General features: G+C 64.0%; 19 protein-coding genes. 10 read left to right on the forward strand and 9 right to left on the reverse strand.

What is annotated here, in order from left to right; genetic code table 11:
• Positions 1-414: 414 nt before the first annotated feature.
• The 4 genes from AC0L3X_RS15100 to gspD form a co-directional block, all read right to left on the reverse strand.
• Positions 415-1,800, reverse strand: a complete 1,386-nt coding sequence (locus AC0L3X_RS15100; protein ID WP_231144436.1) for a hypothetical protein — start codon at positions 1,798-1,800, stop codon at positions 415-417.
• Positions 1,801-2,047: 247 nt separating this feature from the next.
• Entirely contained in the window at positions 2,048-2,695 is a 648-nt protein-coding gene (locus AC0L3X_RS15105) for a transglutaminase-like cysteine peptidase (RefSeq protein ID WP_231144437.1), read from the reverse strand.
• Between the two features lie 202 nt (positions 2,696-2,897).
• Positions 2,898-3,395 carry a tetratricopeptide repeat protein gene (locus tag AC0L3X_RS15110; protein WP_283018551.1) on the reverse strand — a complete coding sequence of 166 codons (498 nt, stop codon included), beginning with the start codon at positions 3,393-3,395 and terminating at the stop codon, positions 2,898-2,900.
• Between the two features lie 31 nt (positions 3,396-3,426).
• Positions 3,427-5,700 (reverse strand): type II secretion system secretin GspD, encoded by a 2,274-nt coding sequence (gene gspD / locus AC0L3X_RS15115; RefSeq protein WP_231144439.1) that lies wholly within the window; start codon positions 5,698-5,700, stop codon positions 3,427-3,429.
• Between the two features lie 528 nt (positions 5,701-6,228).
• On the opposite strand from gspD, the gene AC0L3X_RS15120 reads away from it, so the two are divergent.
• From AC0L3X_RS15120 to gspM, 9 genes are read left to right on the forward strand one after another with little or no spacing between them, the layout of a single operon-like run.
• A complete protein-coding gene (locus tag AC0L3X_RS15120) occupies positions 6,229-7,782 on the forward strand; it encodes a GspE/PulE family protein (RefSeq protein ID WP_231144440.1) in 1,554 nt (517 codons plus the stop codon).
• Between the two features lie 4 nt (positions 7,783-7,786).
• The gene (locus AC0L3X_RS15125) at positions 7,787-9,004 is read left to right on the forward strand and encodes a type II secretion system F family protein (protein ID WP_231144441.1); all 1,218 of its coding nucleotides are present in this window, start codon (positions 7,787-7,789) and stop codon (positions 9,002-9,004) included.
• 17 nt (positions 9,005-9,021) lie between these two features.
• Complete coding sequence (gspG, locus tag AC0L3X_RS15130) at positions 9,022-9,492, forward strand: type II secretion system major pseudopilin GspG (protein ID WP_231144442.1); 471 nt, start codon at positions 9,022-9,024, stop codon at positions 9,490-9,492.
• Positions 9,449-9,943: a prepilin-type N-terminal cleavage/methylation domain-containing protein gene (locus tag AC0L3X_RS15135; protein WP_354099368.1), complete on the forward strand. Its 495-nt coding sequence runs from the start codon at positions 9,449-9,451 to the stop codon at positions 9,941-9,943. Before gspG ends, AC0L3X_RS15135 begins: the two co-directional genes overlap by 44 nt.
• Positions 9,921-10,325 (forward strand): prepilin-type N-terminal cleavage/methylation domain-containing protein, encoded by a 405-nt coding sequence (locus tag AC0L3X_RS15140; protein WP_231144443.1) that lies wholly within the window; start codon positions 9,921-9,923, stop codon positions 10,323-10,325. Before AC0L3X_RS15135 ends, AC0L3X_RS15140 begins: the two co-directional genes overlap by 23 nt.
• A complete protein-coding gene (locus AC0L3X_RS15145) occupies positions 10,325-11,008 on the forward strand; it encodes a PulJ/GspJ family protein (protein ID WP_231144444.1) in 684 nt (227 codons plus the stop codon). The genes AC0L3X_RS15140 and AC0L3X_RS15145 overlap by 1 nt, the downstream gene beginning before the upstream one ends.
• Positions 11,005-11,952 carry a type II secretion system minor pseudopilin gene (locus AC0L3X_RS15150; protein ID WP_231144445.1) on the forward strand — a complete coding sequence of 316 codons (948 nt, stop codon included), beginning with the start codon at positions 11,005-11,007 and terminating at the stop codon, positions 11,950-11,952. Before AC0L3X_RS15145 ends, AC0L3X_RS15150 begins: the two co-directional genes overlap by 4 nt.
• Positions 11,949-13,019, forward strand: coding sequence for a PilN domain-containing protein (locus AC0L3X_RS15155; RefSeq protein ID WP_231144446.1), 1,071 nt, complete (start codon positions 11,949-11,951; stop codon positions 13,017-13,019). The genes AC0L3X_RS15150 and AC0L3X_RS15155 overlap by 4 nt, the downstream gene beginning before the upstream one ends.
• Entirely contained in the window at positions 13,016-13,573 is a 558-nt protein-coding gene (gene gspM / locus AC0L3X_RS15160) for a type II secretion system protein GspM (RefSeq protein ID WP_071915597.1), read from the forward strand. The genes AC0L3X_RS15155 and gspM overlap by 4 nt, the downstream gene beginning before the upstream one ends.
• Positions 13,574-13,629: 56 nt before the next feature.
• Here gspM and AC0L3X_RS15165 read toward each other — a convergent pair whose 3' ends face one another.
• Complete coding sequence (locus AC0L3X_RS15165; protein WP_231144447.1) at positions 13,630-14,892, reverse strand: O-antigen ligase family protein; 1,263 nt, start codon at positions 14,890-14,892, stop codon at positions 13,630-13,632.
• A 29-nt stretch (positions 14,893-14,921) separates the two neighbouring features.
• Positions 14,922-17,420 carry a tetratricopeptide repeat protein gene (locus AC0L3X_RS15170; protein WP_354099366.1) on the reverse strand — a complete coding sequence of 833 codons (2,499 nt, stop codon included), beginning with the start codon at positions 17,418-17,420 and terminating at the stop codon, positions 14,922-14,924.
• 248 nt (positions 17,421-17,668) lie between these two features.
• Between AC0L3X_RS15170 and AC0L3X_RS15175 the strand changes: the two genes are divergently transcribed.
• Positions 17,669-19,015, forward strand: a complete 1,347-nt coding sequence (locus tag AC0L3X_RS15175) for a hypothetical protein (protein ID WP_231144449.1) — start codon at positions 17,669-17,671, stop codon at positions 19,013-19,015.
• Between the two features lie 46 nt (positions 19,016-19,061).
• On the opposite strand, the gene AC0L3X_RS15180 is transcribed toward AC0L3X_RS15175, so the two are convergent.
• The 3 genes from AC0L3X_RS15180 to AC0L3X_RS15190 all read right to left on the reverse strand — a co-directional run bounded on the left by AC0L3X_RS15180 (position 19,062) and on the right by AC0L3X_RS15190 (position 23,416).
• Positions 19,062-20,300: an acyltransferase family protein gene (locus AC0L3X_RS15180; protein WP_231144450.1), complete on the reverse strand. Its 1,239-nt coding sequence runs from the start codon at positions 20,298-20,300 to the stop codon at positions 19,062-19,064.
• A 25-nt stretch (positions 20,301-20,325) separates the two neighbouring features.
• Positions 20,326-21,711, reverse strand: coding sequence for a glycosyltransferase WbuB (locus AC0L3X_RS15185; RefSeq protein WP_283018554.1), 1,386 nt, complete (start codon positions 21,709-21,711; stop codon positions 20,326-20,328).
• A gap of 538 nt (positions 21,712-22,249) precedes the next feature.
• Entirely contained in the window at positions 22,250-23,416 is a 1,167-nt protein-coding gene (locus AC0L3X_RS15190; protein ID WP_283018555.1) for a glycosyltransferase, read from the reverse strand.

Raw genomic sequence — 23,416 nt, forward strand, 5'->3', positions numbered from 1 at the left:
GAAGGGCTGAATTCCGCGCCGCGACCGCCTGCTGCGGAGGCCTGCGCCGAACCTGCATGCGCTCTAAACGATCTATTTATGATATTTTATGATGCATTTTTGCGCGATGTGCGGCATTTTGTCCGGAATAACGTTACATCAATGATATGAAGGGGGTCCGCGCGTGCAGCCGGTGCGGGTGCTCCAAATGGTATGCAATCTCGCGCTGGGCATGCCTCCCGCATAGGCAGGCGTGACCGGAGCCGCCGTCGCACGGACGTGCTCGCGGGTTGCCCCTCGATGGCGCGCGACCTGTTGCGTCTGAGATTTGATGAGCGATGGCGAGGCTTGCGTCGATGGCCTTGGCCGGAGCAGGGCTCGACAGCCGAGGAAGCTGTACCGGGACTTGTCCCGGTACAGCAATGTCGTCTCAGGTCAGCTCTGGGCGTGAACGAGCGAGGCGCTCTCGGGATCGGAGCCCTGCTGCGTGATCGCGCCTTCGCCAGCATCCGGGACCAGGCTCGCCGAGAACTGCGAGAGCAGCGAGAGCGACACGGACGTGCCGCCATGGCCGTCGGAGGCGACGTTCAACGCGGTGCCGGCCTCGACGCCTGCGAATTGATAGGCGAGCGAGCCGTTGCTGGTGGTCAGCGTGAGCGTCGCGCCATCGAATTCGTACGAGGTCACAGCAAGGTTGCGGAAGTCGATGACGTCGCCGATCTCGAAATTCGAGATCGTGCCGGTCAGGCCGGACGCGTCCTCGAGATAGAGCGTCGAAGCCGAGCCAGCGAAATCGACGCCGTTCTGGACGCCGCCGGCATAGACATATTCGGCGCCGCCGGCGAGATGCGTGTTGCTGGCGCTGCCAACCACATCGAACTCGCCGCTGTTGACGGTCGCGCCCGAGGCCGTGCCAGCCACGAAGACGAAGCCGCCGTTGACCGTCGTGGAGGCCGCCGAAGCGCCAACGTCCACATATTGCAGGCCGCCGGCGTTGACCGTCGTTCCCGTCGCCGAAGCGCCGGAGCCGATATATTCGCTGCCGCCGGACAGAACCACCGTGTCGGTCGAACTGCCGGTGCCGAGAACCTGAAGGCCGCCGCTGACCTGGCTGCCCTGCACGCTGCCGCTGTTGACCTGCTGGAAGCCGCCGGCCTGGACCGTCGTCGTGATCGCGGTGCCGTCCAGCACGATGTGCTGAATGCCGCCGCTGTTGACGGTGGTGTTGTTGGTCGTGCCGGCGACTTCCTGGACGCCGCCGCCGAATACGACGGTGTCATTGCCGGTGCCGAGCACGAATTGATAGCCGCCGTTGTTGATCGCGGTGCCGTTGGCGGTGCCGTCCTCGCCGACATATTGCAGGCCGCCCGACGAGATGATCGTGCCATTGGTGGTGCCGCCGGCCGCCACGAATTCGTTGCCGCCGTTGACGATGACCGTCGCGTAGGTCACGCCGCCGACATGCACCTGCTGGAAGCCGGCGAGCGTCGTTCCGGTGACGGTGGCGTTCATGACGTCCTGGTAACCGCCGGCGCTGATCACGACGTTACTGGCGGTGCCGCCATAGACGTGCTGGGTGCCGCCGTTGGAGATGACGACGCCGTTGGCCGTGCCGTAATTGTACTGCACACCGCCGGCGATGGTCGAGTTGTTGGCGGTGCCGCCGGCCTCGATCATGATGACAGTGCCGGGGCCGACCGCGGTCGCGCCGGACACGACGCCGCCGCTGGCGACGTCGAGCGTGCCCGAGACGACGATGTAGGTCGTGGTGGTGGGGGCGGAGATCGTTGTCGTGCCGCCAAATACAACTTGAGTGGTCATTGATGCCTCAAATGAGCGCTAATGGGGATGGTCGCGATGATGATACAACTCGGAATGGGAATCATTCCGTCGCTAATGATATATTTTGTATCATAACGCGCGAACAATGTTATAGTGATGTTCAGAACAAGAAGGTGCGGCGAAACGCCGGACGTCTTGCGAGGTCATGCGGACTGTCGCGCATGACCGGCGACCGCGCGGCGCGCCGTGGCCGAGAGGCTGGTCTTCAGGGTCGCTCTACGGGGAATTAACGCTCGACGGGAAAAGCCGGCGGCCTGGGCTGCTCGGCGCCGAAGGCCACCCAGACGTTCGGGTCGGTGGCGCTTTGCCGCGACAGGTAGCGGTATTTGGTCTCGTACCAGAACAGGATTTCCGGGGTCTGGTTGTCGAGGATCATCTCGCCGCGGTCGGAGCGGACGGTGAGTACGGCGTGACGACCTTTGGCCGGACCGGGCTCCTCGACCGTTGTGATCAGGAGCGACCCCTGCGGCCAGCCCAGCTTGGCGAGCATCTTGCGCTTGAGCAGGACGATGTCCTCGCAATCGCCGCGATCGAGCGGCAGCGTCCAGCGTTCGGCCTTGCCGTAAAGCGCGTCATCGCTGGTCCAGGCGACGCGATCATTGACGTATTTGTTGGTCTCGTAGAGCTGCTGAAGCAGTTCGGGCGTGAGCACGACGTCCCGGGCCTGATCAGCGCCGGGCCGGCAGTCCTCGGCATTCTCGGCGCAGAACTGTTGCCAGCCGGACGGTGCCTTGGTCGCGGCGCCGATCGCAGCAAACAGGGTGGGGCGGGCCAGGAAAGCATGGGCCGGCAGCGCCATCGACAGGCAGGCCGCGGCAAGGCCGGCGGCCGCCAGCGTCGTCAGTCTCTGTTTTGCGTTGCGATTTCCCGCCATGTCGTGCCCCGACGCTCCCTGTGCAGGGGACGTTGGCAGAGACAGCTCGCGATCCGGCTAAGCGATTGCTTCAAATTGTACCGATCCGCGCGATGTCGGCTGGGACGGCGGCGGTGATGGTATGATTTCCGTTAAGACCGGCGTTACGCCGTCACATCATGATATGACGGCGTTCCCCGCAGCTTGCGGCCCGCGCCGTCGATCAGAACGGCGACTCCTCGGGCCAGCGCAGCGCGTGCCATTGGCCGGCCGCGATCTGGCCGCGGCTCATCTTCGAGGCGACGGCATTGCGCAGCTTTGCAAAATTCTCGCGGGTTTTCCTCGGTGCATGCGCAGCCGCGAGGTTCAGCCATTTGTAGGCGGCGACGTCGTCCTGCGGCACGCCCTGGCCCTTGTCGTAGGCGAGGCCGAGCAGATATTGCGACGTGGTGTCGCCTTGCTCGGCGGCCAGCCTGTACCAGTAGCCGGCGGCGTCATAGGCCTGCGGCAGGCCTTGTCCCGTCGCGTACATGAAGCCGACCATCCCTTGCGCGCGGGCATTGCCGCGCTCGGCCTGCGGCAACAGCAGACGGGCAGCGGTATTGTAGTCGCCGCGGTTGAAGGCGCCGGTTCCGGCGCCGAGGGAATTTGCGTGGGCGATGCTTGTCGAGGCAAGTCCCAGCACGATGGCGGCAATCAAGAGTCTGCTGGACCTGATCATGTGAACCGCTCCTCGGGCAATTTGTACTGGCTCAGCGGTAGGTCGTCGGCGCGGGCCTCGGCCCGATCGCGTTGATCGTACCGCGCAGCTTGGTGCGCAGCTCCTCGGCAACGAAATGAGCATCGGCGCCGTCGCGGATGATCTGCGGCCGGATGAAGATGATAAGCTCGGTGCGCTTGACCTGCTTGTCCGTCTGCCCGAACACGGCTTCGCCGAGGCCGGGAATCTGGTCGAGGCCCGGAATGCCCGCGCGGCTCTTGGTCTGGGTGTCGCTGATCAGGCCCGCCAGCAGGACCGTCTGTCCGCTCGCGACCGCGACCGAGCTGCGCACCTTGCGGGTCGACACCGTCGGCGTAAGCGAGTTGGTCGACGTCGAGGACGATCCTGACGACGAGTTGCTGACCGGATTGGAGATCTCCTGCTCGACATCGAGCCTGACATTGCCGTTGGCATTGATCCGCGGCACCACGCGCAGGATGATGCCGGTGCTGCGATAGTCGGTCGTGTTGGCGATGGTGTTGTTGCCGGTCAGCACGGTTGCGCTTCCGGTCTGGATCGGGATCTCGTCGCCGACCTGGAGGGTCGCGACCTGGTTGTCGATCACGACCACGGACGGGTTCGACAGCACCTTGACGTCGGTGATCGCATGCAGCGCGTTGAGCACGGCGCGCGGCGTCTGCGCCGAGCCGACCAGGAAGTTGAAGCCGGGGATGGCGCGCTGGAGCACGACATCGGCTGCCGCCGCGGCGACCGACGTTGCGCCGTTAAAGCCCACCGAGCCGGTGTTGGGCTTCAGGCCGACATCGCGGCTCATGATGTAGGACTGGATGCCGTATTGGAGATCGTCGGTCAGCGTCACCTCGGCGATGGTGGCGTCGATGGCGACCTGGAGCTGCGGTTGGTCGATCTCCTTGATGGTCTGCTCGATGATCCGGTACTGTTCCTGGCTCGCATAGATCAACAGCGTGTTATTGACGCTGTCGGCAGTGATGCGGACACCGTCGAGAACGTTGCCGGGACCTGCGCCGCCGCGGCCTGAATTCTGTCCTGTGGAGGAGTTGTCGAACAGGCTGCCGCCGCCCTGCGAAGCGGATGATGAACCGTAGGCGGCCTGATTGCCGGTAGACGCGTCGGAAGCACCCGCGCTTGCGGCGCGTCCGCCTGAATTCGAGCCAAAGCCGCTGCTTGACTGATTGGGCGAGGCCGACAGGCGGCTGAGCGCAGAGCCGCCGCTCGAGCTCGAGGCGAGGCCGGATCCTGGTGCGACCTGTCCACCCGGGCTGTCGAGCTGAGAGGCGGACGAGCCGGAAGAGCTGCTCGAACCGAAGACGTCGTTGAGCACCCGCGCGATCTGCCGGGCGTCGCCGAACTTCACGCGGTAGACGTGGACCGCCGAGCGGCCTGTATTGGTGGTGTCGAGGCGGCGGATCCAGGTTTCGACACGGTTCAACAGCTCCGGCTTCCGCGTCACCGCGAGCACCGCGTTCATCCGGGCGATCGACTGGAATTTGATCACGTTCTGCGTCATGCCGCCTTCGCCGGAATCGACGATTTTCTCGAGCTCGGCGATGATCGGTCCCGGATTGCTGTTCTGCACCGGGAAGATACCGACCGACTGTCCCTTCAAGAAGTCCGCATCGAAGCTCAGCACGAGATCGACCGCGTTGCGGCGCTCGCTGCCGGAGCCCTGGATCAGGATCAGGTTGCGGCTGGTGTCGGCGCGGATCATGCCCTGCTTGGTGGCAAAACTGTCGACCAGCTTGATGACGGTCTGCGCCGAGACATATTGCAGCGGCACGATCGTTATGCCGTAGCCGGGTGTCATGCGATCGGAGGCGTCCGCACCGCCGACGCCGACCGCGTCGCCCTGCGGCATCAGCCGGTAGCCGGTATCGTCGCGCACCAGCGCGACGCCGCCGATCCGCAGCGCGTTTTCGAGCGCGAAGACGACGTCGGATTTGGGGATCGGGCGGCCCGAGGAGAGGCTGACATTGCCCTGGACGCGCGGATCGATGACGTAGCCGACGCCGAGGATGTCGCCGAGCACGATCTTGGCGACGGATGCGACCGGCGAATTGTCGAAATTGAGCTCGAACCGGTCGGTGCTGACCGCCGCTTGCTGCGACGAGGTGGCGGTTGGCGCATCGTCGCTGGCAACCGCCGCGTAGATCGCGGTCTTGGCGCGGGGGCCGGTCGAGAGTTCGCGCTGCGGCAACTGGTTCGGATAGCGCGGCAACAGGTCAACCGAGCGGACCTTGTCGAAGACATCCGGATCCTTGGTGTCGGCATCGGCGATGCCGCTCACCGTGTTGCACGATCCGAGCAATACGCAGATGGCAGCGCATTGGACAACCAAGCCGATCCGGAATGTTGCTCGGCTCACTGGACTGCCTCACTCACGCGCCGCCCGCTGTTGTTCCCGTCGAGGCGGGGCGGGCCGAATGCGGCTTGCTTAACCCTCTCGTATGACAGTCGTGTGTTACGAATTCTGTTAGCCTTGCGCCCGTCACGCGAGCTTGTTGTGAGAATGTGATGCGACGGGAAATTGGGCAGAGACATCAAGGACGTTCTGTTCGATCATGTTGTGACTGGCCGGGGACGATATTGCGCTCGATCATGCCGTCACATTTCCAATCGGAAAACTAAGGTAAACGGCCCGCTCGCCGCTCTGCGGCCATCAGAGTGACTGCGGTAGACGTCCATGGCTTCCCCGAATGCGCACGAGTTCGTAGCTCGTTTCAGCCAGAAGGTTGGCCTGAAACCGGACGCGGACAAACTCGGCAGGCTGAATGGGTCCCGCCCTGCCGAAGGTGGTCTGCGTAAGCTGTGGGAAATGAGTGAATTGTCGGCGAGCGAATTCGCCGATGAGGTGTCGCTGTTCTTCGAGCTTCCGCGCGTCACGCTTCAGGAGATGATGGCGACGGAATCCCGCGCGCAACAGTTTTCGCGCCGGTTCCTGCGCGAAATGGCGGTGTTCCCGTGCCAGCCCACTGGCGGATCGCCGGTACTTGTACTGGCCGACCCCACGGACCGGGCCTCCATACAGGCGGCCGCAATCGTGCTTGGCACGGGGCCGACCATCAAGGTTGCCTCGTTCGAGGACATCGCCACCGTGCTCGACCAGCGTCTCGGCGAGGAGGAGAGCGCGAGCGCCGAGACCGCCGTCAATGCCACGGCGCAGGATGACGACATCGACAATCTGCGCGACCTTGCCAGCGGCGCGCCGGTCGTTCGCGCCGTCAACGACATGTTCGAGACCGCCGTCGAGCTGCGCGCCAGCGATATCCATATCGAGCCCGGCCGCACCTCGCTGGTGATACGGATGCGCGTCGATGGGCTGTTGCGCAATGTCGCGACACCGAACGGCGTGCCCCCGGCGGCGGTGATCTCGCGCATCAAGATCCTGGCGGGACTGAACATCGCCGAGCGCCGGTTGCCGCAGGACGGCGGCGCGCGGGTGCGGGCGGCGCGTTCGGAAATCGACGTGCGCGTCGCGATCATGCCGACGCAGCATGGCGAGTCCGCCGTCATCCGCCTGCTGCCGCGGGACCGCGCTTTGCTGTCGATCGACAAGCTCGGCTTCCTGGCCGGCGACCAGGGCAAATTGCGGCGCATGCTGGCACTGCCGCACGGCATGATCATCGTCACCGGCCCGACCGGCAGCGGCAAGACCACGACGCTCGCGACGGTGCTGTCGCTGCTCAACGAGCCGACCCGAAAAATCCTGACCATCGAGGATCCCGTCGAATACGAGATCCCCGGCATCTCCCAGTCGCAGGCCAAGCCCTCGATCGGCCTGACCTTCGCCACCGCGCTGCGCTCCTTCGTGCGCCAGGACCCCGACGTCATCATGGTCGGCGAAGTCCGCGACTCCGAGACCGCTCATGTCGCGATCCACGCAGCGCTCACCGGCCATCTCGTGCTGACCACGCTGCACACCGAGACGGCGGCGGCCGCCGTGCCGCGCCTGCTTGATCTCGGCGTCGAGGCGTTCCTGCTGCGCTCGACCTTGCGCGCGGTGATCGCGCAGCGCCTGGTCCGGCAGCTCTGTGACCGCTGCAAGAGCAGCCGGCCGCTGACCCATGCCGACGTCGAGGCCGATCCGCGCTACACGGCGGTCGGTCTGTCCGTCGGCAATGTCATCTTCGAACCCGTCGGCTGCGAGCGCTGCGGCAATGTCGGCTATCGCGGCCGTATCGGTGTGTTCGAGGTGCTCGAGATGAACGAGGAAGTCCGCGCGCTGGTCGAGGAACAGTCCGACTGGGAATCCATCGACAAGGTGGCCATCCGCAACGGCATGACGACCATGATCGAGGATGGCCTCGCCAAATGCCTGTCGGGCATGACCTCGGCGGCGGAGATCCTGCGCGTGACCACCGTGCGGTGACGAGATGCCGAATTTTCGCTATCGTGCGCTGACGCAGAAGGGAGAGGTGGTCTCCGGCTCGATCACGGCGGCCAACCTCGCCGAAGTGTCCCAACGCATCGAATATCTCGGCCTAGTCGCGATCGATGCCGGGCCCGCGGAGGAAGCCAAGGGCTGGTCGCTCTCGCTGGCGTCGTTGACGTTGTCGAAGCCGGGGCCCGCGGATGTCACGATCTTCACGCGCGACCTTGCTCTGCTCCTGAAGGCCGGTGCCCGGTTGAATGATGCGCTCGAACTGCTCGCAGGCGATATGGACGTCAGCCGGCTTCGTCCGGTCGTCAATACCATCAAGACCGCGATCATGTCCGGCGAGAGCTTTGCCGAAGCGCTTGCGCGCGAGCCGACGCTGTTTCCGCCCATGTATGTCGCCCTGGTCAGAGTCGGCGAGATGTCGGGCACGCTGGACCACATTCTGGAGACGATCGGGACCGAGCGCACGCGCGCGGAGGCTCTGCGCCGCAAGGTGACCGGCGCCCTGCAATATCCTGCCTTCGTGCTGCTCGCGGCCGGTGGCGTGCTGATCTTCTTCGTCACGTTCGTGCTTCCGCAGTTTTCGGCGGTGTTGCGCGACTTCAACGCCAAGACCGATCCCGTCATCGAGGTGTTCCTGACGCTGTCGGACATCCTGCGCGGTCACGGCTTCGAGGTCGGCGCCGTGGTTGCCATCGCCGTCATCGGCGGCTGGCTGGCGTGGCGCAGGCCATCGGTCCGCGCCAGCATCGTCACGCAGATCGCGCGGCTGCCTGTCATCTCGACCGTGGTCGAATTCCACCGCGCCGCGCTGTTCTCGCGCAATCTCGGTATTCTGCTCGGCAGCGGCGTGACGCTGACGGCGACGCTTCGCATCCTGATCGACATCATGAATGCGACCGGCAACGTGCAGGCCTGGGCGGCGATGGCCGACCGCGTGCGCCATGGCGGCAGGCTCGCCGAGGCGCTGGCTGCTTCGGCCGTGCTGCCGCCCGTCGCGGTGCGGATGCTGCGGCTCGGCGAGGAGACCGGGCAGTTGCCGACGCTGTCGGGCCGGGTCGCGGAGTTCTACGAGGAAAAGCTGCAACGGCAGCTCGATCGCGTCGTCGCCATCATCGGGCCTGCCGCGATCATCCTCATCAGCGTCGTGGTCGGCGGCCTGATCGTGTCGGTCATGACGGCGCTGTTGTCAGTGACGCAAGTTGTCGGTTGAGAAGGGGAGGGTTTCGCATGATCCGCGTGTCTAGGAAGGCGCTGTTCCCTGCGCCGAGGCGGCGGCGCCGGCGTCGCGGCGAGGAAGGCTTTACGCTGGTGGAGATGCTGGTCGTCATCACCATCATCGGCATGATCATGGCGCTGGTCGGCCCGCGGGTGCTGAACTATCTCAGCGAATCCCGCGTCAAGGCGGCCAAGATACAGATCCAGAGTTTCAGCAGCGCGCTCGACCTGTTCTACCTCGACGCCGGCCGCTTCCCGACCAGCTCGGAAGGACTCGGCGCCCTCGCTCATGCCGTGAGCGGCGTGGCGTCCTGGAATGGCCCGTATTTAAAGGGCGGCAACGTTCCCAACGACCCATGGGGCAATCCTTATGTCTACAAGCAGCCGGCGGAACGCGCGCCCTACGAAATTCGCTCGCTCGGCTCCGACGGGCAGGAGGGTGGAACGGGAACGTCGGCCGATCTCGTCTCCGGAGCGAACTGATACGGGCGAGGCCGGCTTCACGCTGCTCGAAATGGTCTGCGTGCTGGCCATCGTCGCTATGCTCGCGGCCGTGCTGCTGCCGCGCTTTCCGTCGCAGACCTCGCGGCCGCGGCTCGAGGCTTATGCGATCGAGGTTGCGGCCCTGCTCAAGGCCGACCGCAATGCCGCGCTGTCGCGCTACGGCGCGGTCAGCGCCGTTGTGGACGCGCGGGCACGTACCGTGAGGTCGGGTTCGGGCCCCTGGATCATCCAGGTGCCGCAGGACGTGGTGTTCGACGCGCTGCTGCCGCAACGCTGCAACGGCCGGCCGGCGTTCTCGACCATCAGTTTTTTCGCCAGCGGCATGTCATGCGGCGGCACGATCCGCCTGACACGTCTCGGCAACGCCATCGAGGTGCGCGTGAATTGGCTGACGGGAGGCGTGGACATTGTCGCGCAGGAAGTCCTCTAGCCGCCGGCGCGAAGCCGGCTTCACCATGATCGAGGCCGTCGTGGCGCTCGCACTGGTGACGATCGTGCTCGCTGCGATCGGAACGTTGGTCGCGACCAATTCGCGCGGCGCCTGGAAGCTCGAGCAGCATGCCGCCCTCGTCAATGCGGCGCGCGTGGTGGTGTCCACCTTGCCGCGCGCCGGAGCGCCGATGCTTGATGATCTGCGCGGACGGGTCGCCGGCCACCGTTGGCAGATGCGCTTGACGCCATTCCTCGACGATGTGCCTGTCGTGCCGGAGTCGCGGTTCGTTCCGCAGCGTGTCGAATTGCGCGTGCAGGCGCCGGGCGGAGCGATCGTGTCGTTCGAAACGATCCGCTTGCAGAGCAGGGGCGGGAGCTGATGACCGACGCCCGGCAATGGCGCGCCGAAGACGGCTTCACGCTGTTCGAAGCCCTGGTTGCGCTGGCACTGATGGGCCTGATCATGGGCGCGCTGGCTTCGGTCACCGGGCAATGGCTGCCGAGCTGGAATCGCGGCATCATCCGTGCCCAGCGCAACGAGCAGGTCGCGGTCGCTCTCGACCGGCTCACGGCCGATCTGGCGGCGGCCGACTACGTGACGCGGTCGGACAATCTGCCGTTGTTTCGCGGCGGGGAGCAGGCCGTGATGTTCGTTCGCTCCGTGCTCGGCCCGAATGGTCGGCCGGGTCTGGAGATCGTGCGGATCTCCGAGATCAACGACAGAAACGGTCCGGCACTGGTGCGCACGCGCGCGCCGTTCGTGCTGCTGAAGGCGGGAGATCCCAGGGCAGACCAGATTCCGTTCGTCGATCCCGTCGTGCTGCTGCGGCTGCCATATCGCATCAGCTTCGCCTATGCCGGCCTTGACGGCAAATGGGGCAGCCGCTGGCTCAACTCCGGCGAGCTGCCGATGTCGGTCCGCTTCGACATCAGGGATGTCGAGCGCGGAACCGTGATTTCGAGCGCCGCCCGGATCCATGTCGAGACAAGCGCGCCGCGGCCGGATCCGTCGACCGAGCAGGAGGCGACGCAGACGCAATCCGGTAACGGGCCGACGCAATGACCAGTCCGTCCGCTCGACTGAGACGCAGGCTTGCAGCGCAGGACGGGTTCATCGTCGTCGCCACCCTGTGGCTGCTTGCGGGATTGGCCGCGCTTGCGACTGTCGCTTCGGTCTACATCGCACAATCGGCCAATGCGCTCTCGGCGCTGGACGCCGCGACGCAATGGGAGATGCTGGGTTCGGCCGGTGTCGAGCTCGCCGCCTACCAATTGTCGGCGCCTGCGACGATGCGGCGTCCGACCCATGGCGGCTTCGGCTTCCGCCTGGCCGATGCCTCCGTACGCGTCGAGTACATGTCGGAATCGGCACGGATCAATCTCAACATGGCGCCGCGTGCGATGATCGCGGGACTGTTCAGGGCGCTCGGCGCGCCGGCGGAAGCAGCCGACGAATATGCCGCGCGCGTCGTCGCCTGGCGGCGCACGCCGAGACCGGACGGGCGGGATACGGAGCCGGCGGCCTATGCTGCGGCGGACCTCACTTACGTGCCGCGGCAAGCGCCATTCGCCAGCGCCGATGAGCTGTGGCTGGTGCTCGGCCTGCCGGTCGAGCTGGTCGAGCATGCGATGCCTTTCGTGACCGTCTACAGCGGTATGGCGGAGGTCAACGTGCTCGATGCTGCGCCGGAAGTGATCGCGGCACTGCCGGACATGACGACGGCCAGGCTCGACGCCTTCCTCAATCAGCGCGCGGACCTGCCGCCCGACAATCCAGAGTTCGTCATCGGCGCGCTCGGCGGGCGGCAGCCGGGTGCCACGATATCGGCGAGCGACGCCTATCGGGTGCGCATACGGATCACGCTACGGGACGGCCGGCAAAGAACGCCCGAGGCGGTAATCCGGATTCCGGGACCGGGCGAGAAGGAGGCCTTCCGCGTACTGGCATGGACCGACGAAGTTGATCCGGATCGAGGAGGGCGGCCAAGGCCGCGGGAGAGTCGATGAGTATTCCCAGTCAAATCGCAGCCGCGCTGTCGCTGTGGATCGACAGCGTTGCACGCACGGTGAGCGCGCGGCTCGAACGAACGCGCGGTGCGCGGCAGATCGCGATCAGCGAGGACGAGGAGGGCGCTCTGACGCTGCGCCTTGCCTCGACGACGAGCAAGGACGCAGACCTGCCGCCCGGTCGCATCGACATCGTCGATGGCGTTATCACCGAGCCGCTGTCGGACGAATGGTCCGCGGCGATGAAGGGTGCGATGGTCGACCTCGCACTTCAGCCATCGCGCTTCGTATTTCGTCCGCTGGAGCTACCGGGACGTGCAGTGGAGTTTCTCGACGGCATCATTCGTGCCCAGATCGATCGGCTGACACCCTGGAGCCCGGCGGAAGCGGTGTTTCACTGGACGCCGCCGCAGGCGATCGCCGACGACCATGTCGAGTTGACGGTGGTGGCGACGGCGCGCGCGGCGGTGACGTCGTTGTCGCAAGCTCTCCTCGATGCAGGCGCGGCCGCCGTCGAGATATCGACCTCGGCGCCCGGGATGGAGCAGGTCGCCGTCTATCGTCAACGCGTCGGCGGGCAAACCGGCTCGAGCCGGCTCCGCTTTGCGCTGATCGCAGTCCTCGCGACGACCGGCGTGCTGGCGATGCTGTCGGTCGGGCTCGGCGGGGTCGCCACCGATTCCTACGATGCCCAGCTGCAGCAGACCCAGCGCCGGATCGCCGAACGCCGCGCGCTCGCGCGCGGCGGGCAGGGCGGCCAGGGCAGCTCGCCCCTCGAAATCCTGGCGCGCCGCAAGCAGACGATGCCGTCGGCCGTGATGGTGCTGGAAGAGCTGTCCGGCCTCTTGCCCGACCACACCTATGCGACCGAGCTGAGGATCGAGGGCGACAAGCTCCAGATCACGGGTCTGACCAGCGACGCCCCGTCGCTGATCCAGATCCTGGAGCAGTCGCCGCATTTCGCCAGCGCAGCCTTCTTCGCACCGACGACGCGCGCCGCCAACGAGGCGGGCGAGCGCTTCCACATCGAGACCAGGATCAAGCCGCAATTCGGGCCGGGCACATGATCAGCATGCAGAAGTTCGAAGGATATCTCACGCGCTTACCGGTCGCCGCGGTCGCGGCCTATGTGGCGCTGGTGGTGTTGTTCGCGTTCACGACAGTGCAGACCGTGATCGAGATCCTGGGTAGCCGCGATGCTGCGGCGTCAGCCGCGGAGATCCTTCAGACGCTCGAGGCTCGGCGTGCTACGCCGCCGCCCGCCGTCCGGGCCGATATCAGCGTTCCCACGGGCTCGGCGTTCCTCGAAGGACAGACGGCCTCGGTCGCAAGCGCCGTGCTGCTCCAGCGGGTGCTCGCGGCGACCAAGCGGGTGAACGGCAACACGCTGTCGTCGCAGGTCGATGTCCAGGGACCGCTCGCCAAATCCGGCTTCGTCTCGGCGACGTTCAACATCGAGCTCGCTTCAGCATCTCTTCAGCCGCTCCTCTATGACCTGGAGGCCGGCATGCCCTTTCTGTTCATCGATGGTCTGGTCGTCCAGACCGCCTCGGGCAGCGCCGACAACAGCAAGTTGCGCCTGGTCCTCGGCATCTCGGCGCAGCGACAGAACGCGAAGTGAACGAAGCGACCTCGGGTGGAGGCGAAATCAGCTCGCGATCGTTGCGCGGTCTGCGCTCACGCAATTGCTGCGCGACCGGATACCGGCTTCATTTCGGGTTTGAACAGCAGCAACAGGAGCGAGACCCCGAACGCGTCGCCGAGACTGAACAACTGGGGTTGGAAGAAGGCCCCAAACGCCAGGGCGACCAATCCGCCCAAGCGGGCACAGGCAAAGCGGCGTTGCTGCCGATCCTTCCCCGTTGATCGCACTGCTTCGGCGCGTGCAGCGGCAATGACGCAGCCGACAAAGAGGATTATCAATCCGCCCCCGACGATTCCGAATTCCACCAGCGTCTTCAGGTAGCCATTGTGCCCGGCCTCAAAGGCTGATGCGCGCTTGAATCCGATGCCGAGCGGATGATCCATGATCGTCGCCAGGGCCGCGTACCAGTATTCATCCCTTCCTGTGAATCCTGAAGACAGATCTCGACTTGAATCGTCAAGCGCGAGAAAGGTGGCAATCTGCGGCCAAAGGAATATGCACAACAGCAACGCAACGATCGCCGCGGCAACCTTCCACGGGCGCAGGGAATTGAAGGTCAAGTCATGCACGACAAGCGCGGAAATGCAGCCGATCAAGGCGTATCGCGAGCTGACGAGAGCGGCCATCGAGAAGCACAGGATTCTGACGACGATACCCGTTTTCCCAGCGTGAAACTGCGACAGAATGAAGCCTGCGAGTAACGGTGCGGAAAAAAGATTTGGTTGAATACCCCCGACATTGCGGCCTTGCGGTAATCCCAGGACGGCCAGCGCGGAGATGCCGAACAGACAAAATATGATGGATGCCACCTTCATGCAGGTTTCGATGTCGTCCGGTGGCAGCGTCCATACGACAGACAGCATCAAAGCAGTCAGCATGAGCAGAATGGTGTAAAAAACGCCAACGAACGTCGCCGCCTCGTCATCGTGCAATTGTAGGACAACAGACAGGTAGATGATGCCAATGATCGCGACCTGGGCGAGGCTCAATCGCCCCAGGCTGGCGAACGCCCGCGAAGCGTGCATCAAGGACACCGTCGTGATGAACAGCGCGATTCCGGTAATCTGTCCGATCAGAACCGTGCCGCCCAGGGCAAACGAAGTTGGAACGTCCGCGAAGTCCGGGTTCAGGTCAATCATGGGGAAGGAAAGGAGGCCGCACCACGCCCAGAAAGTCCCGATAACTGCAATCGTCGAAACGCTGCGTGCGCGGAAAATTGCGGCAGCACCAGCGGTCAATCGGTGCTTGCCCGGGTTGGTCGTCGATCGATCGACGAAAGATGCTGGCAGGTTCAAGGAAATCGTCCCTCTTGCGGGTGCGCTTGTCAGACGGTGGTTCCCGGCACCCGGACGTGGTCCGGCGGCAATCCCGCCATGTGCCGCTCCATCATGGCCGCGTATGCCGTCTCCAGATCACGCGTGTATTGCTCCGTGTCGTACAAAGGTGTCGTCAGTCGATCGCGGGCCAGCTTCGCTCTCAGCGCCGCGAGCCTGGCGGGATCGTTCGCCAGTTCGATCGCCAATTGTTCGTAGGCCGCCGGCGTCGTCGTGATCAGTTCGGGCAGGCGGATCGCATTGAGCAAGCTCGCCCCGACACGCGCCGCGAATGTTTCGCCGAGGCAGGTCACGACCGGAAGTCCGGTCCAGAGCGCATCGCTGGCGGTCGTATGAGCGCCGTACGGAACTGTATCGAGGAAAAGGTCCGCGCAACGATGCCGCGCCAGGTGCGCGGAGGTGGGGAGCCGTTGGGCGAAAACCAGACGACGCGGCGCCACGCCCCTTGCCTGCGCCTCTCGACGCAAATTGTCCGCAGCCGTTGGATTGTCCTCGAACAGCCACAACACGCTGTTCTCCACCGCGGCGAGAATCCGCATCCAGGATGAGAAAACGTCGGGCGTGATCTTGTAGTTGTCGTTGAAGCAGCAGAAGACGAAAGCGTCATCCGGAAGGCCGTGCTCGGCGCGGACAGGCATCAGATCCGCAATTGCACGGTCGCGATCGTTTGCCTGATAGCTTTCGGGAAGCCAGGCGATTTTCTCCACGTAGCAATCGTAATCGTGCTCGGGAATGACGTTTCGGTCTGCGACGATGTAGTCGATGAAGCCTGCACCGATGGTGCCGGGAAAGCCGAGATAGTTGACCTGGATCGGGGCGGGACGCATGGCCAAGATGCCGGTGCGCGCGTCCTGGGTATATCCTTTCAAATCGACGAGGATGTCGACTTCCAGAGCCCTGACAAGCTCGGCGATTTGAGTGTCACTTTGCGGTTTGGCGTCGACAAAGCGCTCGAACGCGGCTTCGATCCGCCGGCGCATGTCCGAGCCGTCGTTTGGGCCGATCGAGATGGCGGTGATTTCAAAGCGCGTCCTGTCGTGATGTTCGAAGACGCCCGCCATCAGTTGCGAGGTCGCGTGCTGATGAAAATCCGCCGAGAGATAGCCGATGCGGATGCGGTCGTGAGTGTAGCGCTCGCCGCGCCAGACCGGCGAACTCTGGAGACGAAAGTTGTTCTCGGCCCACGTGCGCGCGCATTGAAGCTGCTCGGCCGATGTGGACGGAATCGCGACGAACATGAACGGTGAGACGAGCTTCCCGCTTCGGACCGATGACCTGACCGAGGCACAACCACTCTCGAAATCCGTCCAATCGCATTGATGCAACTTGACGCGCAAACAGGCGGCGGCCACGGCGGACTGATCCGGATTGAGGTCGAGAGCCCTGTTCCAGGCGACCAACGCGTCGTCATAACGCTTCTCGAGATAGGCGACCTGGCCCTTCGCCAGCCAGGCGCTCACCAGGCCGGGATTCAGGACTGTGGCGCGGTCGAGAGCCGCCGCCGCATCGTGGTGACGGCCAAGGGACAGCAACACAGTCCCGCGCCCGAGCCAGGCCTCGGCGAAAGCGGCATCCGCAGCGATGGCGCGATCGAACGCGACCTCCGCATCGCGCTGACGGCCTGATCGAAGGAGAATATTGCCGTGTCCGGACCAGGCCGACGCGAGGTACGGCCCGATGGTGAGCGCACGGTCGTACGCTGCCGCAGCGTCCTCGAGGCGACCGAGATCGAGGAGCGCGTTGCCGCGGCCAGCCCATGCTTCGGGGAGGTCGGGTTGCAGCTTCAATGTGTGGTCCGCGGCAGCCAGAGCTTCGTCGCGCCGGCCCAGCTGGATCAGGGCGTAGCAGCGGCCGAGTGCCGCTGCCGCAAGATCGGGCCGCAGCGTGAGGGCGTTGTCATAGGCCGAGAGCGCGTCGTTGTAACGGCAGGTCGCGAAGTGGATCGTTCCCTTATCGAGATGCGCCTCCGCGAGCTGTGGGTTCAACTGCAATGCCTGGTCATACGAAGCGAGTGCCAGTTCATATTGGCGCGACTTCGCCAGCGCCGAACCCAGCATGAAGTGGGCCGGAAAATGCCCGGGGTGATGTATCAACAGGCGTGTCAGATGTTCGATGGCTTCCGAATGGCGGCTCAGTGCCAACAGCCCAGCTGCGCTTCCATGCAGAAGTCCCAGGCTGGTCGGCGCGAATTGTAGTCCGTGCTGGCACAGCCGGACCAACTCGTCATGCTCGCCGGCCCGGTGGAGCACGGCCGCGTAATTCTCAATGAACTCCACGTTGACCGGCTTTGACTGCAACGACCGTGTCATCAGCAGTTTTGCGCGATCAATATTTCCCGCCGCTGCCTCGGCCACGCCCAGGAAGTGCACGGCGTGAAGATTATTGGGATTGGCATCGATGATGCGTCGATACAGTTTGGCGGCGGCCGCGATGTCCCCCTTGTCATGCAAGGACAGCGCCCGATCCAATATCCGTCGCTCGTCACGCATCGCTCGAACCGCACACTGCCTCAAAGGCCCGATGGCCGGGACGAACTCCCGCTCTGCTTGACCCGACCCCACTCCTTACGTTCCGAATTGCACAAGACTGTGACATCGGCGAAGTTAGCGGCGAGCTATGCGATGATCCGCGAGCTGTCGTCGGACCGGTTATGCGAGGTATCAATTAGTGTAACATTGGTCTACATCGGCGCTGCCAGCCGTAGGTTCAGGTAACGACGCCCGCCCCGGAAAACATCATGCTTGAAACAAGTGTCGCGAGCTCCAACGCCTCGGATGGAACGCGGAGCCCTGCGGCGTCTCGATACCGGCTTGCACAAATGCGCGCCGCCGGGTGGGTCAGAGCCGTCCATGGCCAATGGAGGCAGATTGCCAACATCGGGCTGCTGGTCGCCGGGTTCGGCCTCGGTCAAGGGGCGATATTCATCGTCCAGACCGTACTCGTAGCCGCAGGCGAGTACGAACTTCTCGCCGCATTCGGCACGCATTATTCCTTTGCCATTCTGGGCATCGTCCTCGTTGATGCCGGTGCGAGTACGACACTCGCCCGGGCAGTCGCCCGCTTGCCGAGCGGTCGAGAGGCAAGCGGCGAGGTATGGCGGATATTCTGCGAGACGAGCGCGATAAGGATCACGGTGGCCTTGATCGTCGGTGTCGCTGCAGCCCTGTATGTCTGGCGACTCTCGTCTGACGAGTTTTCGCGATGGTACGTCGCCCTTGCGCTCCCCGGATTGCTGCTGTGGGCCGTCAACGGGGTTGGTCTGCTCGACGGCCTGAGACTTAGTGGCATCAGCGGAATCACGGGATCGGTGGCTTACCTGGCCACCGCCGCCGGCCTCGCCTTGGCGGCCCACAAGTCGGCTGCCGCAGCAGGCGCGATCCTGGGCGGCGCCTTTTCCATAGGCTATCTCGTGACGTTGATCGCGCAATGGACGACGCTGGCGCGCAAGGGCTGGTACCCGCGATTTCACAGGGTGACACGTGCGGGCCTGACAAGGGCACTGACGGACGGCTGTGCCCTGTCGTTCCAGATCTTGCCGGGGCAGGTCAACATGCGCGTTCAGTTGGTATTGAGCACGGTCTATCTCAGCGCCGAGACGACCGCCCTTTTCGTGTACGCCAAGCAGATCGTGACGGCATCGACCCAGATCGTAGGGTTCGTGCTGAGGGTGGAATTCCCAAGCCTCGTCGAGAAACTGTCGGCAGCCGGAAAGCAGAGCCTCGGCAATATGCTCGGGGCGCAGAGAATGGCGCTCTATTGCGCGGCGACGTTTGCAGTCGGGGTTACAGTCGTCGCCGGCATCGCTGCGCAGGTGCCGGATTTTGGCTTGCACCGGGCTGCGATTGTCATCGCCGGCTTCGCGCCGACGATATTCACGATGTCGCTGTTGCTGATGATGATGCAAGCCCTGGCTGCGACGGGCGCGTATGGCCTCGCCGCCGGAGCTCTGGCGATCGGCTCGGCGGCGGGAATGCTGGTCAGTTACTTGCTGGTTTCGATGCTTGGTGTCTATGCTTTCGTGGCGGGAGAGGTCGTCTTGAATCTGGTTGGGCTCTATGTCGGATATCGCTATCTGCGTCCCTGAGGGACGAGCCTGGACGGCCGAGCCCCGATCTTGTAGTCCTGTGATATCAGCTCAAGTCGGCCGGTTTCGGCACCATCGCGATGGGGGGAGCGGAGACTGGCTTGGCTGCAGGCCCCCATGGCAACCGGAATGACAAAGGCCTCAGGAAATTTTCGGCAGCAGCGACGATAACCCTCTTCTTCGCCAGGACCTTCGATTCGACGAGATGCCAGGACAGCGCCGCGAACACCAGGCTGAGGACATAAGCCATGGCAAAGCTGAGCAGCCAGTTCCGGTTCTCAGGAAAGAGGTAGACGAGGAGCTGCTGTACCGGTAGTCCATACAGGTACACTCCGTAGGAATAGTCGCCCGTCCGATTGACGAACGTCTCGCGGAAGTTGGAAAGTCCGACGAAGACGGTGGCGTAGGCGATCGGGATCATCGCCAGATATTGCAGCGCTCCTCCCCAGAGCAGGGCGTAGGAAAGCACGACCGAAAGAGCGAAAAGGTCAGCTCGCAGCGGAACCTTGTCCTTGAGCTCGAACAAGGACACGCCGATCAAGAACGCGAGGACGAGAGTCTCGATCTGCACTCTCCCGTCGCCTGCAGACCAGTCCGCCGGCGCATGAATTCCCAGTGCCTGCATTCCCAGCAAGCAGATGAACGTCGCCACGGTGACGAGCGGAACGGTCCGGCGCAGGTGTGCGAGCTGCAGGACGAGCAGGGTAGCGAGGATTGCGTAGCAGTACATCTCCGCCGGAATGGTCCAGAGCTGCAGATTCACGACCCGCGGCACAGGGTTGTTGAGAAAGACACCAGGCAGATAATATTGGATATCGCCGATGATATTGAGAGGATATGCCCGAAACAGGGGATCACTGAAATACGCGGCCAAGGTGAAGCTGGTCACGAGCGGACCGAGCACCAGCATTGCGAGAAGCGACTCGACACAAAGCGCCGGGATAATACGCAGCACTCTCAGCAACAGAAAGCCGATTGTCGTCTTTGAACGATGCAGACTTCCTGAAACAAGGAATCCGCTAAGGGCGAAGAAAGCCGGCACCACTGCCCAGAGAATTGGCTGGTAGATCGGGGGCTGCGCCATGGAAAACATGCCGACGCGGACCGTCGAGTCAACCAGCGACTTGAAGGTCTGGACATCTGCGCCGAGCGTAAACGTCTTGCTGTGGATGAAGAGGACGGCCGTAGAGAGAAGTATCCTGAGGTAGTCGAAGCCTGTTGAATGGCCCTCAACGGATTCCATCCGAGCGGAGATGCTTTCTCCTTTGGGCAGCGCGGAAGTCATCGGTACTGATCCCCGTCCAGTCTTGCTAGTGTTCAGAGCCGACGCCCCTGGCTCGCGGACGCAAGGGCTCTCTTGAGGGCGGCCACCCTGACGTCTCTGGCCGGCGGCGGCTGCCCGTCGTGACATGTTCGATCGAGCGAACCGGCGTCGCCAATGGCGCGGTGCGCGGAGCAGGTGTGGCGGTCCGTTGCGGAAGGGACATGAATTCGTGTTCGAGCGAACGGATGATCGAGATGCGATCCCATTTCTGTTCGGCGCGTGCGCGCGCGACGGCACCGAGGCGATCCCGCAGTGCCTCGTCTTCGGCCAGAATCGTGACAGCCGCGGCAAGCGCGCCAGCGTCGCCCGGAGCGATGACGAGGCCAGCACCTTCCACCTCGGACGCGATCCCCGTACCAGGCTCGGTCATCGCGATGAGCGGTCGGCCGGATGCGAGCATGCCGGCCAGCTTGGACGGCAGAACCAGGTCGGATATCTCGGCCTTTTGCGGCAAGAGCTGAATGTCGGCGGTGCTGAGCAGCTCCGAGACCCGATCGAGCGGCTGGAGATCAAGGAAGCGGACGTTGTGCAGACCGGCAGCCATTTGCACCAATGCCGGTTTGACCGGGCCATTTCCGCAGAGAACGAACTTTACCGAGGGCTGGCTGTCCTTCAATGCTGCGGCGGCTTCGATGATCAGCTCAAGCCCCTGCTTGTTCGACATGGCTCCCGAGTAGAGCGCCACGATATCGGTCGGCGCCAGCTGCAGCTCCGAGCGGAGCTGCGTTTGATTGCTTCCCGGCACGACGATGCTGGTATCGATCCAGTTCCGGAACTCGCGTAGTCTGGTAGGCACGATGCCCTTGTGCTCGAGGCGGCGTACCATCTGTATCGAGATGGTCGAAACACGGTCGAATGAACGCAGTATCCATCGTTCGACCGTACGCATCAGCTTGCGCGTGACGCCGCTGCGGAGCAGCCCGACCTCGAAGGCTGCGTCGACTTCGAGGTCCTGAACATGAACCCAGGAGGATGCGCCGGTCATCCTGGCGGCCAATGCCGCCATGGGCGCGGAAAGCAGGGATGGCGCCACCACGAAGACGATATCGGGGCGCCACCAGAGCGCGCTCGACAGAACGGGAACGGCTGCCGAAAGCATGAAGGAGGTGTGGTGAAGCAGTCGCTTGAGACCCGAGGGCCGGCTCGGCACGTAGATCGGCGCCCGAATGACGTCCACATCGTTCAGACGTTGATGGCGATACCATCTCGAACGATATCCCGGTGGGATGCTCCAGTCGGGGTAATAGGGCGGGGCCGTGACGACGCGAACCTCGTGACCCCAACTGGCGAGACTCTCGCAGAATTCGGTGTTGTATTTCGCCACGCCGATCAGATCGGGAGCATAATTTATCCCTATCACCAACACCCGCATGACCGTCCTCATTTTCGGTCGAAGCGAAAGGGGCTTCGACCGGCCGCGACAAATCCCAGCCCGCCGATCCGGTTACGGGTTCGGTCGTGGCGCCTGCAGGCGGGAGCGTGTCTTGGGGGTGAAGCCGAGTCCGAGACGATCCTGGATAGGACCGACAGCGGCGTGCGCCCTCCTGCGTATTGTTAGGTCTGATATCATTTCTTGTGTGACGTTATCGTAATAACGATACGACAAGTAACAAGGGGCGGCGTGGCACGGCGATCCCGGGAATTAAGTCGATCGGTGCAACATACGGCGATGAGAAGCCTGGCTCCGCACGGGCGGCAGTCCGAGATCAGGCCAGGACGCGGATCGCGGCGGCGAGGCCAAGCGTCGCAGGTTGTTGCGAGGCTGCATTGTCGCTGCCGGTTATGGCGCGGCGGCGGTCCGGGTCACACGTTCCAGATGACGAAAGATCGCGACATGCTACGGCGGGGTCATCGACGAACTCAGACCTCGATCCGGTCGTCCGAACTTCGCCAAATACCGGGTTCTCGCGTCACGAGCGCGGAGAGGCTTGCACCGCACGCACGACATCGATCAGTGCCGTCGCCATCCGGTCAACACTGAACCGATCCGCGAACAGGTCGTGGGTCCGTCGGCCCATGGCCGCCCGGTCTTCCGGAGACATGGCCAGCCATGCGCGCAGGTTTTTGAGTGTGCCCGGCAGCGAATCTTCGGCGACTAGACCTGCGCCGGCCGCTTGAACCTCGCGCCATATATTGACCTTGTCAGAAATCAGCACGGACAGGCCGCAACCCAGGGCCTCGGCGACCGAGATGCCGAAGTTCTCTTGATGGGAGGGCAGCACGAAGGCCTCGCTGCTGTGGAACGCGCCCCATTTGGCGTCGCCCTGCAACATGCCGGGCCATGAGATGCGATCGGCCACGCCCAAGGCGCGGGTCCGGGCCTTGAGCTGAGCGACCCAGCCGGTCTGGTCCGGCCCGGCCATCAGCAGATGCAGGCGAGGCTCCTCGGCCGCCACGTGGGCGAATGCCTCGACAAGCAGATCGCAGCCCTTCTTGGCGTGCAGCCGCCCGAGAAAGAGCAACACCCGCTTGCCGCGCAACTCGGGATGGGCGGCAAGGAAAGCCTCTCGTAGCGGGGATCCGTCCTGCGGCGGCAATCGCGTGCCGTAGGACACCACGACCTCCTGCGCCCGGTAGGGCCAAAACGAGCGGCGCGCAAGCAACCGCTCATCCTCGCTCGTGAACAGCACAGCCGCAGCGTCGCGCAGAACCCGGTATTCGGCCCAGGGCCAGTAGAGGCACTTCTTCAGATGCTTGAGCGGATAGTTCTGCTTGAACCACGGATCAAGCATGCCGTGCGTGAACACGACGTAGGGCTGCCTCAGCTCGCGCATGACCTGCCAAACGGCAAAGCTGTGGTACTGCCAGATACCGTTCACAATGACTGCGTCATAACCGCCGGCGTGGGCGCGCAGCCATGGCTGGAGCGACGTCGAGAAATGATAGCTGCCGCGCGGCGGCCCGAGTGCATGCACGGGTAACGGAAAGGATTCCAGATGAGGCGCCCTGGGATCATCCAGACACGCTACTTCGACCTGATGGCCCATCTCCAGCAGTCGCAAGCCGCGCTGGCGCACGCCCTCGATGGGCCCGCCATTGCTGGGATCGGCGGAGGAAATGACGTGAAGCAGCCTCAC

The organism is Bradyrhizobium sp. MI1.7, from assembly GCF_055811795.1.

What these genes read in the sequence shown, in the direction of transcription:
- AC0L3X_RS15170 (WP_354099366.1), bottom strand. Translation starts at nt 17,420, where the DNA reads ATGCGTGACGAGCGACGGATATTGGATCGGGCGCTGTCCTTGCATGAC.
- AC0L3X_RS15120 (WP_231144440.1), top strand. Translation starts at nt 6,229, where the DNA reads ATGAGTGAATTGTCGGCGAGCGAATTCGCCGATGAGGTGTCGCTGTTC.
- AC0L3X_RS15100 (WP_231144436.1), bottom strand. Translation starts at nt 1,800, where the DNA reads ATGACCACTCAAGTTGTATTTGGCGGCACGACAACGATCTCCGCCCCC.
- AC0L3X_RS15185 (WP_283018554.1), bottom strand. Translation starts at nt 21,711, where the DNA reads ATGCGGGTGTTGGTGATAGGGATAAATTATGCTCCCGATCTGATCGGC.
- gspG (WP_231144442.1), top strand. Translation starts at nt 9,022, where the DNA reads ATGATCCGCGTGTCTAGGAAGGCGCTGTTCCCTGCGCCGAGGCGGCGG.
- AC0L3X_RS15105 (WP_231144437.1), bottom strand. Translation starts at nt 2,695, where the DNA reads ATGGCGGGAAATCGCAACGCAAAACAGAGACTGACGACGCTGGCGGCC.
- AC0L3X_RS15145 (WP_231144444.1), top strand. Translation starts at nt 10,325, where the DNA reads ATGACCGACGCCCGGCAATGGCGCGCCGAAGACGGCTTCACGCTGTTC.
- AC0L3X_RS15155 (WP_231144446.1), top strand. Translation starts at nt 11,949, where the DNA reads ATGAGTATTCCCAGTCAAATCGCAGCCGCGCTGTCGCTGTGGATCGAC.
- AC0L3X_RS15110 (WP_283018551.1), bottom strand. Translation starts at nt 3,395, where the DNA reads ATGATCAGGTCCAGCAGACTCTTGATTGCCGCCATCGTGCTGGGACTT.
- AC0L3X_RS15175 (WP_231144449.1), top strand. Translation starts at nt 17,669, where the DNA reads ATGCTTGAAACAAGTGTCGCGAGCTCCAACGCCTCGGATGGAACGCGG.
- AC0L3X_RS15150 (WP_231144445.1), top strand. Translation starts at nt 11,005, where the DNA reads ATGACCAGTCCGTCCGCTCGACTGAGACGCAGGCTTGCAGCGCAGGAC.
- gspM (WP_071915597.1), top strand. Translation starts at nt 13,016, where the DNA reads ATGATCAGCATGCAGAAGTTCGAAGGATATCTCACGCGCTTACCGGTC.
- AC0L3X_RS15125 (WP_231144441.1), top strand. Translation starts at nt 7,787, where the DNA reads ATGCCGAATTTTCGCTATCGTGCGCTGACGCAGAAGGGAGAGGTGGTC.
- AC0L3X_RS15180 (WP_231144450.1), bottom strand. Translation starts at nt 20,300, where the DNA reads ATGACTTCCGCGCTGCCCAAAGGAGAAAGCATCTCCGCTCGGATGGAA.